At 66.2% G+C, this 16931-nt stretch carries 14 protein-coding genes and 1 pseudogene; 13 read left to right on the forward strand and 2 right to left on the reverse strand.

Going from position 1 to position 16931, the window contains the following annotated elements; translation table 11 throughout:
• Both MJ777_RS08435 and MJ777_RS08440 read left to right on the forward strand, forming a co-directional pair.
• Positions 1–430, forward strand: a pseudogene (locus MJ777_RS08435) (DNA-directed RNA polymerase subunit beta); the annotation flags it as partial.
• 286 nt (positions 431–716) lie between these two features.
• Positions 717–4616, forward strand: coding sequence for a DNA-directed RNA polymerase subunit beta' (locus MJ777_RS08440; RefSeq protein WP_239374892.1), 3900 nt, complete (start codon positions 717–719; stop codon positions 4614–4616).
• A 259-nt stretch (positions 4617–4875) separates the two neighbouring features.
• Here the strand turns inward: MJ777_RS08440 and MJ777_RS08445 are convergent, their stop codons facing one another.
• Together MJ777_RS08445 and MJ777_RS08450 are read right to left on the reverse strand one after the other, a co-directional pair.
• Entirely contained in the window at positions 4876–6900 is a 2025-nt protein-coding gene (locus MJ777_RS08445; RefSeq protein WP_239310539.1) for an ABC transporter ATP-binding protein, read from the reverse strand.
• Between the two features lie 35 nt (positions 6901–6935).
• Entirely contained in the window at positions 6936–7385 is a 450-nt protein-coding gene (locus tag MJ777_RS08450) for a hypothetical protein (protein ID WP_239374895.1), read from the reverse strand.
• Between the two features lie 241 nt (positions 7386–7626).
• On the opposite strand from MJ777_RS08450, the gene MJ777_RS08455 reads away from it, so the two are divergent.
• The 11 genes from MJ777_RS08455 to rplB all read left to right on the forward strand — a co-directional run bounded on the left by MJ777_RS08455 (position 7627) and on the right by rplB (position 16888).
• Positions 7627–8619, forward strand: a complete 993-nt coding sequence (locus tag MJ777_RS08455; RefSeq protein ID WP_239374898.1) for an RsmB/NOP family class I SAM-dependent RNA methyltransferase — start codon at positions 7627–7629, stop codon at positions 8617–8619.
• Positions 8620–9162: 543 nt separating this feature from the next.
• Entirely contained in the window at positions 9163–9537 is a 375-nt protein-coding gene (gene rpsL / locus MJ777_RS08460; protein ID WP_131748563.1) for a 30S ribosomal protein S12, read from the forward strand.
• A complete protein-coding gene (gene rpsG / locus MJ777_RS08465; RefSeq protein WP_239310542.1) occupies positions 9537–10007 on the forward strand; it encodes a 30S ribosomal protein S7 in 471 nt (156 codons plus the stop codon). Before rpsL ends, rpsG begins: the two co-directional genes overlap by 1 nt.
• A 5-nt stretch (positions 10008–10012) precedes the next feature.
• On the forward strand, positions 10013–12109 hold the full coding sequence (fusA, locus tag MJ777_RS08470) for an elongation factor G (protein ID WP_239310543.1): 2097 nt from the start codon (positions 10013–10015) through the stop codon (positions 12107–12109).
• A gap of 98 nt (positions 12110–12207) precedes the next feature.
• Positions 12208–13401, forward strand: a complete 1194-nt coding sequence (gene tuf / locus MJ777_RS08475; RefSeq protein WP_239310544.1) for an elongation factor Tu — start codon at positions 12208–12210, stop codon at positions 13399–13401.
• Positions 13402–13566: 165 nt separating this feature from the next.
• Positions 13567–13875, forward strand: coding sequence for a 30S ribosomal protein S10 (rpsJ, locus tag MJ777_RS08480; RefSeq protein WP_013875113.1), 309 nt, complete (start codon positions 13567–13569; stop codon positions 13873–13875).
• 16 nt (positions 13876–13891) lie between these two features.
• Entirely contained in the window at positions 13892–14650 is a 759-nt protein-coding gene (rplC, locus tag MJ777_RS08485) for a 50S ribosomal protein L3 (RefSeq protein WP_239374901.1), read from the forward strand.
• Positions 14647–15456: a 50S ribosomal protein L4 gene (gene rplD / locus MJ777_RS08490; RefSeq protein ID WP_239310546.1), complete on the forward strand. Its 810-nt coding sequence runs from the start codon at positions 14647–14649 to the stop codon at positions 15454–15456. Before rplC ends, rplD begins: the two co-directional genes overlap by 4 nt.
• Positions 15453–15749: a 50S ribosomal protein L23 gene (rplW, locus tag MJ777_RS08495; RefSeq protein WP_239310547.1), complete on the forward strand. Its 297-nt coding sequence runs from the start codon at positions 15453–15455 to the stop codon at positions 15747–15749. The genes rplD and rplW overlap by 4 nt, the downstream gene beginning before the upstream one ends.
• On the forward strand, positions 15742–16038 hold the full coding sequence (locus MJ777_RS08500) for a hypothetical protein (RefSeq protein ID WP_239310548.1): 297 nt from the start codon (positions 15742–15744) through the stop codon (positions 16036–16038). Before rplW ends, MJ777_RS08500 begins: the two co-directional genes overlap by 8 nt.
• Before the next feature lie 16 nt (positions 16039–16054).
• On the forward strand, positions 16055–16888 hold the full coding sequence (rplB, locus tag MJ777_RS08505) for a 50S ribosomal protein L2 (RefSeq protein ID WP_239310549.1): 834 nt from the start codon (positions 16055–16057) through the stop codon (positions 16886–16888).
• Positions 16889–16931: the final 43 nt, after the last annotated feature.

Genomic DNA, 16931 nt, shown 5'->3' on the forward strand with positions numbered 1-16931 from the left:
GCATCTGGTCGACGACAAGATTCACGCCCGGACGACCGGTCCCTACTCGATGATCACCCAGCAGCCGCTGGGCGGTAAGGCGCAGTTCGGTGGACAGCGCTTCGGTGAGATGGAGGTGTGGGCGCTTGAGGCGTACGGCGCCGCCTACGCGCTCCAGGAGCTGCTGACCATCAAGTCCGACGACGTCCTCGGCCGCGTCAAGGTCTACGAGGCCATCGTCAAGGGCGAGAACATCCCCGAACCAGGCATTCCGGAGTCCTTCAAGGTCCTTATCAAGGAAATGCAGTCGCTGTGCCTGAACGTGGAGGTTCTGTCCAGCGACGGCGTCTCCATTGAGATGCGTGACACCGATGAGGATGTCTTCCGTGCCGCGGAGGAGCTCGGTATCGATCTGTCCCGGCGGGAGCCGAGCAGCGTTGAGGAGGTCTGACGACTAGCGGGCCGACGGGAGTGCGGTCATGTTCCGCCGCACGCCCGGGGCCCCAGGGAGCCCAGTGGTCGCCGATCGTGAGTGCGAATGGATCTATGGGTGGTCGTGACTCGTGGCCGGTGGCCACGGGCTCACGTCACGGCCGCCGGGTGCTCCGGACGCGCTGATCGTTTCTCGGCGTCCCCGCCGACCTTGGAATAACTGACGGCAGAAGCCCCCCGTCGCCGCCATTACTCGCAATGCCCGCCGGCGATGGGGGCAGCCAGACGGCAGAGAGAGAAGACACGTGCTCGACGTCAACTTCTTCGACGAGCTGCGCATCGGCCTCGCCACGGCGGACGACATCCGCCAGTGGTCACACGGTGAGGTCAAGAAGCCGGAGACAATCAACTACCGCACCCTGAAGCCGGAAAAGGACGGGCTTTTCTGCGAGAAAATCTTCGGTCCGACCCGGGACTGGGAGTGCTACTGCGGCAAGTACAAGCGCGTTCGCTTCAAGGGCATCATCTGTGAGCGCTGCGGTGTCGAGGTCACTCGCGCGAAGGTGCGCCGTGAGCGGATGGGCCACATTGAGCTGGCCGCGCCGGTCACCCACATCTGGTATTTCAAGGGTGTGCCGAGCCGGCTCGGCTATCTGCTCGACCTCGCGCCGAAAGACCTTGAAAAGGTCATTTATTTCGCCGCTTATATGATCACAAGTGTGGACGTCGAGGCGCGCCACCGCGACCTGCCCACCCTCGAGGCACGGATCTCCGTCGAGAAGCAGCATCTCGAGGACAAGAAGAACGCCGACGTCGAGACGCGGCAGAAGAAGCTTGAGGCGGATCTCGCGCAGCTGGAGGCCGAGGGCGCCAAGGGCGACGCCCGGCGCAAGGTCCGCGAGGCGGCTGAGCGCGAGATGCGCCAGATCCGTGACCGCGTCCAGCGGAAGATCGACGATCTGGGCCGGGTGTTCGACCGCTTCAAGGGCATGAAAGTTCAGGATCTTGAGCCTGATGAGCTGCTCTACCGTGAGCTGCGGGACCGCTTCGGACAGTACTTCGAAGGCGGTATGGGAGCCGAGGCGCTACAGCGCCGGCTCGTTGACTTCGACCTGGCCGCGGAGGCCGAGTCACTGCGGGAGACCATCCGCAGCGGCAAGGGCCAGAAGAAGGCCCGGGCGCTGAAGCGTCTCAAGGTGGTCTCGGCGTTCCTGAACACCCGCAACTCCCCGAATGGGATGGTGCTCGACTGCGTTCCGGTCATTCCGCCGGACCTGCGCCCGATGGTGCAGCTCGACGGTGGTCGGTTCGCCACGTCCGACCTGAACGACCTCTACCGCCGGGTGATCAACCGTAACAACCGGCTCAAGCGGCTGCTCGACCTCGGCGCGCCTGAGATCATCGTCAACAACGAGAAGCGGATGCTGCAGGAGGCCGTCGACGCGCTGTTCGACAACGGTCGCCGCGGCCGGCCGGTCACCGGTCCGGGTAACCGCCCGCTCAAGTCGTTGTCGGACATGCTCAAGGGCAAGCAGGGGCGGTTCCGGCAGAACCTGCTCGGCAAGCGCGTCGACTACTCCGGGCGTTCCGTCATCGTCGTCGGCCCGCAGCTGAAGCTGCATCAGTGCGGTCTGCCCAAGCAAATGGCGCTCGAGTTGTTCAAGCCGTTCGTGATGAAGCGGCTGGTCGACCTCAACCACGCACAGAACATCAAGTCCGCCAAGCGGATGGTGGAGCGAGCCCGTCCGGTGGTCTGGGACGTGCTGGAAGAGGTCATCACCGAGCACCCGGTGCTGCTCAACCGTGCGCCGACCCTGCACCGCCTCGGTATCCAGGCGTTCGAGCCACAGCTGGTCGAAGGCAAGGCCATCCAGATCCACCCGCTGGTCTGCACCGCCTTCAACGCGGACTTCGACGGTGACCAGATGGCCGTGCACCTGCCGCTGTCCGCGGAGGCGCAGGCCGAGGCGCGCATCCTGATGCTGTCGAGCAACAACATCCTGTCGCCGGCGTCCGGGCGTCCGCTGGCCATGCCGAGCCTCGACATGGTCACCGGGGTGTTCCACCTCAGCCGGATGGCCGAGGGCGGGGTCGGCGAGGGCAGGGCGTTCTCCAGCGTGGCCGAGGCTCAGATGGCCTTTGACGCGCGGGAGATCGAACTGCAGGCGAAGATCAGGGTCCGGCTTCGCGACACCACCCCGCCGCGCGACTGGACGCCGCCAGCGGGCTGGGTCAGCGGTGAGCCGTTCACGCTGGAGACCACCTTCGGTCGTTGCCTGCTCAACCAGGCGCTTCCGGAAGGGTATCCGTTCCTCAACTACATGATGAACAAGAAGGCCCAGGCCGCGATCGTCAACGACCTGGCCGAGCGCTACCCGAAGATCCAGGTGGCGGCGACGCTGGACGCCCTGAAGAGCGCCGGTTTCTACTGGGCCACCCGGTCCGGTGTGACCGTCGCCATCGAGGATGTCGTTGCGCCGCCGAACAAGAAGCAGATCCTCGACGAGTACGAGCAGCGGGCCGAGCGGGTGCAGAAGCAGTTCGACCGGGGCTTCCTGTCCGATGATGAGCGCCGCGGCGAACTCGTCCAGATCTGGAACGAGGCGACGGGCAAGGTCGCCGAGGCGATGGAGGCCAACTTCCCGTTGACCAACCCGGTCGCTGTACTGGTCAACTCCGGAGCCGCCGGAAACATGATGCAGATCCGGCAGCTCGCCGGAATGCGCGGACTGGTCGCCAACCCGAAGGGTGAGATCATCCCGCGTCCGATCAAGGCCAACTTCCGTGAGGGCCTGAGCGTGGTGGAGTACTTCATCTCCACGCACGGCGCTCGTAAGGGTCTAGCCGACACGGCGCTGCGGACCGCTGACTCAGGGTATCTAACCCGGCGTCTGGTTGACGTCAGCCAGGACGTCATCGTCCGCGAGGACGACTGCGGTACCGAGCGTGGCATCGGCACCCGTATCGCCCGCAAGGGAGCGGACGGGCTGCTTGTCCGTGACCGTTACGCCGAGACCGCGGCCTACGCGCGGACACTCGCCTCCGACGCGGTGAACGCCGCCGGCGATGTTGTGGTGCCCGCCGGTACCGACCTCGGCGATGTGGTTATCGGCCAGATCATTGAAGCCGGTATCGAATCGGTGAAGGTGCGCTCCGCGCTCACCTGCGTCGCCCGGATGGGTGTGTGCGCACAGTGTTACGGCCGGTCGCTGGCAACCGGAAAGCTGGTGGACGTCGGTGAGGCCGTGGGTATCGTCGCGGCTCAGTCGATCGGTGAGCCGGGCACCCAGCTGACCATGCGTACCTTCCACAGCGGTGGTGTCGCCACCGGTGACGACATCACCCAGGGCCTACCGCGTGTGGTCGAGCTTTTCGAGGCCCGTTCCCCCAAGGGCAAGGCCCCGATCAGCGAGGTCGCCGGGCGGGTGCGCATCGAGGAGACCGAGAAGACCCTCAAGATTGTTATCGTGCCCGACGACGGCGGCGAGGAGATCGCCTACCCGGTGTCCCGTCGTTCGCGCCTGAAGGTCGAGGAAGGCCAGCACATCGCTGTTGGCCAGAAGATCGTCGACGGCGCGGTCGACCCGCACGAGGTACTGCGCATTCTCGGCCCGCGCCAGGTGCAGTTGCACCTGGTGGACCAGGTGCAGGAGGTCTATCGCTCGCAGGGCGTGTCGATCCACGACAAGCACATAGAGATCATCATCCGCCAGATGCTCAAGCGGGTGAACGTGCTGGAGTCGGGTGAGACCACCCTCCTGCCCGGTGAGCTGGTCGAGCGGGCGCGCTTCGAGGAGGAGAACCGCCGGGTGGTCGAGTCCGGTGGGCAGCCGGCATCGGCCCGTCCGGTTCTCATGGGCATCACCAAGGCGTCACTTGCAACCGAGTCCTGGCTGTCGGCGGCCTCCTTCCAGGAGACGACGCGAGTGCTCACCGACGCCGCGATCAATGCCCGGTCGGACTCGCTGGTCGGCCTGAAGGAGAACGTCATCATCGGCAAGCTCATCCCGGCGGGTACCGGCATCTCCCGATACCGCAACATTCGGGTCGAGCCGACCGAGGAGGCGCGGGCGTCCATGTACTCGGTGGGCGGTAACTATGAGGACGGCGCGACCGTCGAGTACGGCGCGTTCGGTACTGGTAGCGGTCAAGCTGTGCCGTTGGATGATTTTGACTACCGCAGCACAGGGGGCGACTACCGATAGCCCGTCCCGCGGGAGAGCCCTGGGGCCCAGGCCACGCGAAAATGTTCACGATCGCGTGGCCTGGGGCTCCCGCCGGATCGGCGCGAAGCCGGTCTGACAGTTCCAGGCCTGTCTGCCGTGTCTTCACCGGACACGCCACCACGGCTGAGCATCCCCAGGAAACACGGCGCTGCCCGGATACCTCCCTGGAGGTATCCGGGCAGCGCCTTCGGTGTGTCAGCGGTCCGTGCTGAATTCTGGACGCCGCTGGCGAGCCAGGTCAGCCGACGGTCCGGGACATACCGTTGTTGTTCTCCCTCCTGGCTGTCTGCCGCAGCTGGCCGCGGGCCAGCTGCGCGTAGATTCCACCGGTTTTGACCAGCCGGTCGTGCGGGCCGGCCTCCACCACGGTGCCCTTTTCCATCACGTAGATACGGTCCGCGGCGGTGGTCATCGTCATTCGATGGGCCACGAGCAGGCAGCTGCGATCGGCGAGAAGACGTTCGAACGACACCCGAAGCATTTCCTCAGTCAGTGCGTCAAGGTTCGACGTAGCCTCGTCGAGGATGATCGTCCGTGGATTCTGGACCAGGACCCGAGCGATGGCCAGCCGTTGCCGTTCGCCACCCGAGATCTCGTATCCATCGCAGCCGACCGGGGTGTGGATCCCGTCCGGCAGGGAACGGACCACGGTGACGAGACCAGTCGCCTCGAGTGCCGCCCAGAGCTCGTCCGCGGTCGCGGTGGGATTCCCGAAGCGGAGGTTCTCGGCAATGGTACGGCGTTGGATGAATGCTTCCTGGGAGACGAATCCGACCGCGGCTCGCGCCTGCTCGGCGGTGAGTTCAAGGATATCCCGCCCGCCTAGCAGCACTCGCCCGGAAGTGGGCGCCAGGAGCCCGCTCGCGAGGTAACAGAGCGTGGTCTTGCCCGCGCCGCTGAATCCGACGACGGCAACCGTCTCGCCTCTGCGCACGACGATATCCACCGATCGGACCGCCCAGTCGGGCGCGGGTACGTCAGGCGCGTAAGAATAGGAGACGTTCGCCAGGACGAGATCACCGTGCACCGGCGGCCGGGGAATGCCGGCCGGATCTGAAACCGCTGGTTCGGCTTGCGACACGATTTCTTCCGGTGGCCGCGGGCGATCAACTGATGTCAGCGGTCTCACGTTACTGTGGTTCGCCACGCGAGGCCGCTCCAGCGGAATGTCGAGGAAGGCCAGAATGCGGATGAGGGAGGATTCGCCATCAAACAGCTGGGTGCGCAGGTCGGCAAAACCGGCGATTGCGCGAAAGGCCAGGAAGAGCACGCTGAGGAACGCCACGAACGTGCCGGTCGTCATTATCCGCTCCAGCGAGAGCCACGCTCCGAACCCGATCGCGGTCATGGTTGCCAGCACTGCACTGGCCGCGGAGATGAACTGTAGACGGGCGAATACCTGGACCCGGGTACGGACCGCTGTCGCGATAGCCGCGTCCAGCCGTTCGAACTCCTCCTGACCGGCGCCCTGCGCGCGGAACGCACGCAGGTGCAGCGCGCCAGCCGTCCCAGCCAGCTCTATGACGTGATCGACCAGCCGGGTGTGTCGCTCGGCCTCCACCCGGCTGATTTCCCGGATGCGCGCACGAATCAATCGCAGCAGGACGAGTGGAATCGCACCGATCGCGCCGACCGCGACCGCGAGCCGCCATTCCAGCAGAAAGGCGGTCACACCGGCGGCGAGGAGCTCGACTGCCATTGTCGCGATGGCGGGCAGGCAGACGGCGCCGGCGATCTGTACCTTGGCCGTATCAATGGTGAAGAGCGTGACAATATCCCCGTGCCGTGTCCGCATGAAGCGAGGGAACGGCAGAGCGACCGTGTGCTCGTGCAGGTCGCGGCGGATCTGGAAAGCAAGCCGTTCGCTGAGATAGCCGATCAGTATATGTTGCAGGGTGGCTACGAGGGCGCTGAGCACAAAAGCGCCGAGCATGAGGAAGACAGGGAGAAGTATTCCGCGCGTCTGTAGCTGTAGCAGCCACTCGTCAATGAGGTCGCGGATTGCGAACGGCGCCACGGCCAGTGCCGCCGCGCCGAGCAGGGCGAGCCCGGCGTGTGCTATAGCGGCTTTGTTCTGGTCCCTGATGAAACGTTCGATTCGAACGGCGTCAGGATTGCCGGTAAGCCGGGCGAACAGGCGCCCATACAGCCAGGAGACGATAGCGCATGTCTTCAGCAGCACTGCCGTCAGCGAGGTCCGCTGGTGGCTCGGTTGGCTGAGCCATTCGCTGGTCCCGGCGGACGGCTGGCGAGATGTTGTCATCTTGTGAGCCGTTTGCCTGATTTTTTGTTCGGGGCTTAGTCGTCGCTGCGCTGAATTTTCGCGCGGGTGCTGACGGGAGGATTGCCGCCGTGGTAGCCGGCAGCCTCGTCGTCAGCGTCATCGGTGTCGTCCGTGTTATCGGTGGCGGCGGTCGCCGCCTCGCGGTCGCCGCCGCCGATTTCCGTCACGGCTGCGCGCACCTCACCGGTACGGATGCTCAGCACTTCCTGGCTGGTGGTGCCGCCGTTTGTCGGGGTACGGGTGACCAGCGATGCGAGGGCCGTCCCGGCAACAGCTTCAGCTGCGCTGAAAACGGAAATCTCCACGTCCTCGGATACCTCGATAATCAACCCGAAAGTGCTTGACGGGGTGATTTCTCGATTATGGTCGAGATGCCGGAGAGAAGTAGGCATGATTCCTCCATCGTAGTCATCCGAACTGACGGTGACAAAATTGAAGTTATCGGGACGTGGATTAGTGGGCAAGGAGTCAACATCATGACTCGGCTCACACCGTTCCTAGTGCCGGAATTAGTCTCGAAGGTGACACGTAGCCGGCGGCCTTGGCCTCGATATCGTTGGTGATTTGCTTGTCAGCACGACGGCTCAACCAATTTTCGCGGGCGCCGGAAAATGTGGCCACGGATTGTGACGCGCGCCGCCGCCAGTCGGCTGGGTGTCCACCGCATCAACCGCATTGACCGCATTCATCGTCAGCTGGACGTGCTTGGGTAGTGTCTCACTGGTGGCTGGGGGCGAGCGAGGCGGCGGAAGCCGGAAACGGGCGCTGTTCGTGCGGCGGCTGAGTGAAATCCTCGACATGGCGGAGCCCGAGGTTGTCGCGCGGCTGTGTCTCGACCGGCGCACCGGTGTCCGGGTCAACCGGCTGTCACCGCTGGGTGCCGCCGAGGTCCACCGGGCGATCGCCGAGCTCGGACTCACCCTTGACCCGCTCGGCTGGTGTCCCGACGGCTACCTCCTCGGGGGCGAGAAGCGGGTCCTGTCGGCGTCGGAGCTCTTCGCCGGTGGCCATGTCTACATCCAGAACATCTCCAGCCTTGTGCCCGCGCTTGCCCTCGAGCCGGAACCGGGAGAGTCGATCATTGACCTGTGCGCGGCGCCCGGCGGGAAGACGGCGCATATCGCCGCGCTTGTCGGCAACGACGCGAGCCTGTGGGCGAACGACGGCATCAAGCCCCGGCTGGACAAGCTGCGTGCGGTGACGCGGCAGTTCCATGTCCGGCTCGCCGCCGCCACCTGTCACCCCGCCCAGTACGCGGACAAGTTCGTCACCGGCCGGTTCGACCGGGTCCTGCTGGACGCTCAGTGCACCGGAGAGGGCCTGGTCGACCTGCGTGACCCCGCCGCGCTGCGGTACTGGAACGAGGAGCGGGTGAGGAACTACGGCTGGTTGCAGCGCAAGATGCTGGTCGCGGCCTGCCGGCTGCTGCGTCCTGGCGGCATCCTGGTCTACTCGACCTGCACGTTCGGGCCGGAGGAGAACGAAGCTCCGCTGAGCTATCTGTTGCGCCACCATCCCGTTGAGGTGTGCCCGATCGAGGTCGACATCGACGCCTGGGCGCCGGGCGCGTGGCGGCCGGGCCTGCGCCGCTGGCGCTCGGAGGCGTTTGATCCGGCGCTCGCCGGGGCACGACGGATCCTGCCGGGCGGGGAGTTCGAGGGCTTTTTCGTCTGCAAGCTGCGGAAGCTGTCGGACTAAGAGCGCCCGGCAATAGGGGCGTGGATCAAGGAGCGGGGCTGGGGTGCGTGCATCGCGAGGCGGCGGAGGGAGTCACCGGAGGTGTTGGGTGGCGACCGACGACAACGCGGCGAGGTGCGTGTCCTGGCCCCGCGACGCCGCGTCCCCTGTTGCCGGGCGCGCTAAGCCGACTGGACTGAGCCGACTGGACTGAGCCGACTGGGCCGAGCCGACTGGGCCGACTGGGCCGGGCGCGGTCGCGGCACGGTGACCCCGATTCGACATACCCGTTACCGGTTCTGTAGTCTCGGTTCCTGCGGCGCTGTGCGCTGCAGGTTTGACCTGTGTCTTGCGCCATCCACTGGCGCCGTGGCCCGTCCTGCCGGGCCGGCGGCGACTTCGGACGGCCCGGCTCCACGTCAGGTGGGCGGGCGCACCTCCACGGCAGACCACTCGGGTTACCCGGGGGTTTTTCGAGAGTGAGCGACACGCCCGACCGCGTGGGTCGGACGCAGCCGACATAACAGCAGGTACCGGCAGGACGGAAGAGGAACGGGAGCGGCGTTGCCGACGATCCAGCAGTTGGTCCGCAAGGGCCGGCAGGACAAGGTCGAGAAGACCAAGACCCCGGCACTCAAGGGGAGCCCGCAGCGTCGTGGCGTGTGCACCCGCGTCTACACGACCACGCCCAAGAAGCCCAATTCGGCGCTTCGCAAGGTCGCCCGCGTCCGGCTCCACAGCGGGATGGAGGTCACGGCCTACATCCCCGGGGTGGGGCACAACCTGCAGGAGCACTCGATCGTCCTGGTCCGCGGCGGCCGGGTGAAGGACCTTCCGGGCGTCCGTTACAAGATCGTACGCGGGACGCTGGACACCCAGGGCGTCCGCAACCGCAAGCAGGCGCGCAGCAAGTACGGAGCGAAGAAGGAGAAGGCCTGATGCCACGCAAGGGCCCGGCTCCCAAGCACGCCGTCGTCGTCGATCCGGTCTACGGCTCACCGCTGGTGACAGCGCTGGTCAACAAGGTTCTCCTGAGCGGCAAGAAGTCGCTGGCCGAGCGGATCGTCTACGGCGCGCTCGAGGGTGCCCGGGAGAAGACCGGCAATGACCCCGTGGTCACGCTCAAGCGTGCCCTCGACAACGTCAAGCCGACCCTGGAGGTGCGCAGCCGCCGGGTTGGCGGCGCCACCTACCAGGTGCCGGTCGAGGTGCGCTCGAGCCGGAGCACCACCCTCGCGCTTCGCTGGCTGGTGGGCTACGCCCGGCAGCGGCGTGAGAAGACCATGACCGAGCGCCTCATGAACGAGCTGATCGACGCGAGTAACGGTCTCGGCGCGAGCGTGAAGCGGCGCGAGGACACCCACAAGATGGCGGAGTCCAACAAGGCCTTCGCCCACTACCGCTGGTAACTAACATGTCTGCTGACGTACGTGCCGCGCTGGCTTCGACCCGCAACATCGGGATCATGGCCCACATTGACGCGGGCAAGACCACGACCACCGAGCGGATCCTTTTCTACACCGGCGTCAATTACAAGATCGGTGAAGTCCATGATGGCGGTGCCACCATGGACTGGATGGAGCAGGAGCAGGAGCGGGGGATCACGATCACCTCCGCTGCCACCACCTGTATGTGGCGTGACCACACCATCAACATCATCGATACCCCGGGGCACGTCGACTTCACGGTCGAGGTGGAACGCTCGCTGCGTGTCCTCGACGGCGCCGTCGCGGTCTTCGACGCCGTGGCCGGGGTCGAGCCGCAGAGCGAGACGGTCTGGCGCCAGGCTGACCGCTACAACGTCCCGCGGATCGCGTTCGTCAACAAGATGGACCGGGTCGGCGCTGAGTTCCACCGCTGCGTGGACATGATGGTTGACCGCCTCGCCGCGACACCGGCCGTCATCCAGCTCCCGTGGGGTGTCGAAGCCGACTTCAAAGGTGTCATCGACCTGGTTGCCATGAAGGGCCTGCTCTGGCACACCGAGGACAAGGGCGCCTCCTACGAGACCGTCGACATCCCGCGTGACCACGCCGAGGCCGCGCAGGAGTGGCGGGACAAGCTCGTCGAGACCGTCGCCGAGAACGACGACAGCCTGATGGAGCTGTATCTCGAGGGCGAGGAGCCGAGCGAGGAGCAGCTGCGGGCGGCACTGCGCCGGGCGACCCTGGTCGGCTCGGTGAATCCCGTCCTGTGCGGCTCGGCGTTCAAGAACAAGGGCGTGCAGCCGATGCTCGACGCCGTCGTGGACTACCTGCCGAGCCCGCTGGACATCGGTGTCACGATCGGCCACGCGATGGGCCGCGAGGAGAACGAGGTCGCGCGCCGGCCGGACGAGAGCGAGCCCTTCTCCGCGCTCGCCTTCAAGATCATGACCGATCCGTACGTCGGGAAGCTGACCTACATCCGGGTCTACTCGGGACGGCTCACCGCCGGCTCACCGGTGCTGAACTCGACCAAGGACCGCAAGGAGCGGATCGGTCGCATCCTGCAGATGCACGCCAACCACCGCGAGGATCGCGACGGTGTCGGCGCGGGCCAGATCGTCGCGGTGGTCGGCCTGAAGAACACGACCACCGGTGACACGCTCTGCGACCCGAACAGCCCGATCATCCTGGAGTCGATGACCTTCCCGGCCCCGGTCATCAGCGTCGCGATCGAGCCGAAGACCAAAGCCGACCAGCAGAAGCTGGGTACGGCTATCGGCCGCCTCGCCGAGGAGGACCCGACCTTCCAGGTCCGGACCGACGACGAGACCGGTCAGACGATCATTGCGGGCATGGGCGAGCTGCACTTGGACGTACTCGTCGACCGGATGCGCCGCGAGTTCGGTGTCACCGCCAACGTCGGCAAGCCGCAGGTCGCCTACCGCGAGACCATCCGCCGCAAGGTCGAGAAGGTCGACTACACGCACAAGAAGCAGACCGGTGGCTCGGGGCAGTATGCCCGAGTGATCATCGATCTCGAGCCTTCCGGCGGTGACGGCGGTGGTTACGAGTTCGCGAACAAGGTCACCGGTGGCCGCATCCCACGCGAGTACATCCCGTCCGTCGACGCTGGCTGCCAGGAGGCGATGGAGTTCGGTGTCCTCGCCGGCTACCCCCTCGTCGACGTGAAGGTCACCCTGACCGATGGTCAGTACCACGATGTCGACTCGTCCGAGCTCGCTTTCAAGATCGCCGGTTCGATGGCTTTCAAGGAGGCGGCCCGCAAGGCCGACCCGGTTCTGCTCGAGCCGATGATGGCGGTCGAGGTCACCACCCCTGAGGACTACATGGGTGACGTGATCGGCGACCTCAACTCACGGCGTGGGCAGATCCAGGCCATGGACGAGCGGGCCGGCGCGCGCATCGTCAAGGCGACCGTCCCGCTGTCGGAGATGTTCGGTTACGTCGGAGACCTGCGGTCGAAGACATCCGGCCGGGCTTCCTACTCGATGCAGTTCGACTCCTACGCCGAGGTCCCGGCGGGGGTTGCCAAGGAAATCATCGCGAAAGCACGCGGGGAGTGACGGGTGGCCGGGGCGGGGCCTAACCAGCGCCGCACCAGGCCCGACACGACCACGATCATTAGCACGGCACGACACCACCCGTCCTTGGAGGGACACCCGTGGCGAAGCAGAAGTTCGAGCGGAACAAGCCGCATGTCAACATCGGTACCATCGGTCACATCGACCATGGCAAGACCACGCTGACCGCGGCCATTACCAAGGTCCTGCACGACGCACACCCCGAGCTGAACCCCTTCACGCCGTTCGACCAGATCGACAAGGCGCCGGAGGAGAAGGCCCGCGGCATCACGATCTCGATCGCCCACGTCGAGTACCAGACCGACAACCGGCACTACGCCCACGTTGACTGCCCCGGTCACGCCGACTACATCAAAAACATGATCACGGGTGCCGCCCAGATGGACGGCGCGATCCTGGTCGTGTCGGCCACCGACGGCCCGATGCCGCAGACCAGGGAGCACGTGCTGCTCGCTCGCCAGGTCGGCGTGCCTTACATCGTCGTGGCGTTGAACAAGGCCGACATGGTCGACGACGAGGAGATCCTCGAGCTCGTCGAGCTCGAGGTACGTGAGCTGCTGAGCTTGTACGAGTTTCCGGGTGACGACGTGCCGGTGGTTCGCGTCTCGGCGCTCAAGGCGCTTGAGGGCGACAAGGAGTGGGGCGCGAAGCTGCTGGAACTCATGCAGGCTGTCGACGACTCCATCCCGGAGCCCGAGCGCGACATCGACAAGCCCTTCCTCATGCCGATCGAGGACGTCTTCACGATCACCGGCCGTGGCACCGTTGTCACCGGTCGGGTGGAGCGAGGCGTTGTCAAGGTCAGTGAGACCGTCGAGATCGTCGGTATCCGACCGGATGTCACCACGACGACCGTCACCGGTGTCGAGATGTTCCGCAAGCTGCTCGACGAGGGGCGTGCCGGTGACAACGTCGGTCTGCTCCTGCGTGGGGTGAAGCGCGAGGACGTCGAGCGCGGCCAGGTCGTTGTCAAGCCGAAGTCGATCATGCCGCACACCAACTTCGAGGCGCAGGTCTACATCCTCAGCAAGGACGAGGGTGGCCGCCACACGCCGTTCTTCAACAACTACCGTCCGCAGTTCTACTTCCGGACCACGGACGTGACCGGTGTCGTGACCCTTCCTGAGGGCACCGAAATGGTCATGCCGGGCGACAACACCGAGATGACGGTCGAGCTCATCCAGCCGATCGCCATGGAGGAGGGCCTGCGGTTCGCCATCCGTGAGGGTGGCCGGACCGTTGGCGCCGGTCGCGTCACCAAGATCCTCAAGTAGTCGCCGCGAGCGGCGGGCCGCGGGCCCTGTGGGGCCTTTCCGCCCGCCGCTCGCGCGGTGCACAGACTTGTCAACAAGCGGTACATCCGGCGGCAGCTCCGGCCAGGAACGGACCCTGCAGGGCCAGCGAGCCGGACGAGACAGACAGGACAGGCGAAGCCCACCATGGCGGCACAGAAGATCCGCATCCGGCTCAAGGCCTACGACCACGAGATCATCGATAGTTCGGCGCGAAAGATCGTCGAGACGGTGACGCGGACTGGTGCGCAGGTCGCGGGACCGGTGCCGCTGCCGACGGAGAAGAACGTCTACTGCGTGATCCGGTCGCCGCACAAGTACAAGGACAGCCGTGAGCACTTTGAGATGCGCACGCACAAGCGGCTGATCGACATTCTTGACCCGACGCCGAAGACGGTCGACTCGCTGATGCGCCTCGACCTGCCAGCGGGTGTCGATATCGAGATCAAGCTTTAAAGGGGCCGGCGCAGTCATGCTCAATCGCAACTACAGGGGCCTGCTGGGCACCAAGCTCGGGATGACCCAGGTATGGGACGCCAACAACCGCATCGTCCCGGTCACGGTGATTAAGGCCGGTCCGAACGTGGTGACGCAGATCAGGACTCCCGATTCGGACGGCTATTCGGCGGTCCAGCTCGGTTACGGTGAAGTCGACCCCCGTCGGGTGACCCAGCCGCTGCGCGGTCACTTCGCGCGCGCCGGGGTGCCTCCCCGGCGCCATCTGGTCGAGCTGCGCACGGCGGACGCCGCCAGGTACCGGCCCGGCCAGGAACTGACCGGAGCGGTCTTCGCCGCGGGCGCGGTGGTGGACGTAACGGGAACATCCAAGGGCAAGGGCTTCGCCGGTGTGATGAAGCGGCACGGCTTCAAGGGCCTTGGCGCCGGCCACGGAGTCGAGCGCAAGCACCGTTCACCGGGCTCGGTCGGCGGCTGCGCCACTCCCGGCCGGGTCTTCAAGGGCCTGCGCATGGCTGGGCGGATGGGGCATGAGCGCGTCACCGTTGCGGGCCTGACCGTCCACGCGGTCGACACCGAACGTGGCTTTTTGTTGATCAAAGGTGCGGTGCCCGGCCCTGACGGGGGCTTGGTGCTCGTCCGCAGCGCGGCGAAACGTCCCGCACCCGCTGACTTTGAGCCCGCTGACTTTGAGCCCGCTGACTTCGAGCCCGCCGCCGAGACGCCTGTCACGAGCGGTGACGCTGTGACGTCCAGTGAGGAGGTATCGGCATGAGCGCAGCGACGACGTCAGCGCGCGCCCGGTCGCGGACTTCCGCGGCTGCCGCCGCCGTGCCCGAGACCCGCACGATCGTTGTCCACGCTCCCACCGGTGGTGAGGTCGGCAGCGCACAACTGCCCGGGGCGGTGTTCGACGTCGCGCTGAACGTCCCGCTCATCCACCAGGTGGTGGTGGCGCAGCTCGCCGCGGCGCGCCAGGGCACCCACTCCACGCTGACCCGCGGCGAGGTCCGCGGTGGTGGGCGTAAGCCCTACCGGCAGAAGGGCACCGGCCGGGCCCGGCAGGGCTCGCTGCGCGCCCCGCAGTTCACCGGCGGTGGCATCGTTCACGGCCCCAAGCCTCGCTCCTACGACCAGCGGACGCCCAAGAAGATGAAGGCCGCCGCGCTGCGTGGGGCCCTGTCCGACCGGGCGCGCAACAACCGGATCCACGTTGTGTCGTCGCTGGTTGCCGGTGCGACCCCGTCGACAAAGGCCGCGCTCACGGCGCTTCGGACGATCGCTGATACCCGCCGGGTGCTGGTGGTGGCGGCCCGGGACGACGAGCTCACCTGGAAGAGCCTGCGCAACGTCCCCGCTGTGCACCTGCTTGATCCCGGCCAGCTCAACACCTACGACGTGCTCGTCAGCGACGATGTGGTGTTCACCGAGGGCGCTCTGGCTGCCTTCCTGGCCCGGTCACAGGTGCTGGCGGCACAGGATGGGTCCTTCGTCCCGGCTGGCGATGCGGAGCCGCTGGGCACCCAGGAGTCGCGGGCCCGGTCCGACGATGGCGCGGAAGCCGAGGAGGAAGCCAAGTGATCGCCGATCCGCGTGACGTGATCATCAAGCCGGTCGTCTCCGAGAAGAGCTACGGCCTGTTGGACGAGAACGTCTACACGTTCATCGTCCGTCCGGGCGCGAACAAGACCGAGATCAAGATTGCGGTCCAGCAGATTTTCAACGTCCGGGTGCTGCGGGTGAACACCATCAACCGCTCGGGTAAGCGCAAGCGCACCAAGGCCGGTTGGGGTCAGCGCAAGTCCACCAAGCGGGCCATGGTCAGTCTGGCTCCCGGGGACACCATCGAGATCTTCGGAGGCCCTGGTGCATGAGAGGGCTTTCAGTCTGATCGCGTTCGGCTCGCAGACCACCACCACGCCGGGATCCAGCGGGATACCTGGCAAGGCCGCAGGCGGCGCCGCGTGGCCGGCGGTCACGCAAGCCGACGAGAACGCTGCCAGGCGCCCGCTGGGCCTGGCGTGCGGGGACTTGTTCGCCCGCCATCTCGGCAGGATCCAGCGGGTTCCTGGCAAGGCCGCAGGCGGCGCCGCGTGGCCGGCGGTCACGCAAGCCGACGAGAACGCTGCCAGGCGCCCGCTGGGCCTGGCGTGCGGGGACTAGGACACGGTGGATAACCATGGGTATTCGTAGGTACAAGCCGACCACACCGGGTCGCCGTGGTTCGAGCGTGGCCGACTTCGTCGAGATCACTCGTGACCATCCGGAGAAGTCGCTGGTCCGCCCGCTGCACTCCAAGGGCGGTCGGAACGTCCACGGGCGTATCACCACACGGCACCAGGGCGGCGGGCACAAGCGTGCCTACCGTCTGATTGATTTCAAGCGGGACAAGGATGGTGTGCCGGCCAAGGTCGCGCACATCGAGTATGACCCGAACCGGACCGCGCGGATCGCTCTGCTGCACTACGCCGACGGCGAGAAGCGCTACATCCTCGCCCCGGTGAAACTCAAGCAGGGCGACATGGTCAGTTCGGGCACGACCGCCGACATCAAGCCTGGTAATGCCCTGCCGCTGCGCAACATCCCGACCGGCACGGTGGTGCACGCCATCGAGCTGCGTCCCGGCGGTGGTGCGAAGATCGCGCGCAGCGCTGGCGCGAGCGTGCAGCTGGTGGCCAAGGACGGTCCCTTCGCCCAGCTCCGGATGCCCTCCGGTGAGATCCGCAACGTCGATGTCCGCTGCCGGGCCACGGTCGGTGAGGTGGGCAACGCCGAGCAGAACAATATCAACTGGGGCAAGGCCGGCCGGATGCGCTGGAAGGGGCGTCGGCCCACCGTCCGCGGTGTGGCGATGAACCCAGTTGATCACCCGCATGGTGGTGGCGAGGGCAAGACCTCCGGTGGCCGGCATCCGGTGAACCCGAAGGGCCGTCCCGAGGGGCGTACCCGCGCTACCCGTAAGTCGAGCGACGCGCTGATCGTCCGTCGTCGGAAGCAGAACAGGCGGCGGTGATCATGATTGTTCACATCCGGTGCCAATCGACGTATGACCATCG

This window comes from Protofrankia sp. Cj5, from assembly GCF_917627405.1.
GTDB lineage: Bacteria > Actinomycetota > Actinomycetes > Frankiales > Frankiaceae > Protofrankia.

Excerpts from the sequence above, each read along its gene's own strand:
- rplB (WP_239310549.1), top strand. The coding sequence starts at position 16,055 with ATGGGTATTCGTAGGTACAAGCCGACCACACCGGGTCGCCGTGGTTCG.
- rpsG (WP_239310542.1), top strand. The coding sequence starts at position 9,537 with ATGCCACGCAAGGGCCCGGCTCCCAAGCACGCCGTCGTCGTCGATCCG.
- rplD (WP_239310546.1), top strand. The coding sequence starts at position 14,647 with ATGAGCGCAGCGACGACGTCAGCGCGCGCCCGGTCGCGGACTTCCGCG.
- fusA (WP_239310543.1), top strand. The coding sequence starts at position 10,013 with ATGTCTGCTGACGTACGTGCCGCGCTGGCTTCGACCCGCAACATCGGG.
- MJ777_RS08445 (WP_239310539.1), bottom strand. The coding sequence starts at position 6,900 with ATGACAACATCTCGCCAGCCGTCCGCCGGGACCAGCGAATGGCTCAGC.
- rplC (WP_239374901.1), top strand. The coding sequence starts at position 13,892 with ATGCTCAATCGCAACTACAGGGGCCTGCTGGGCACCAAGCTCGGGATG.
- rpsJ (WP_013875113.1), top strand. The coding sequence starts at position 13,567 with ATGGCGGCACAGAAGATCCGCATCCGGCTCAAGGCCTACGACCACGAG.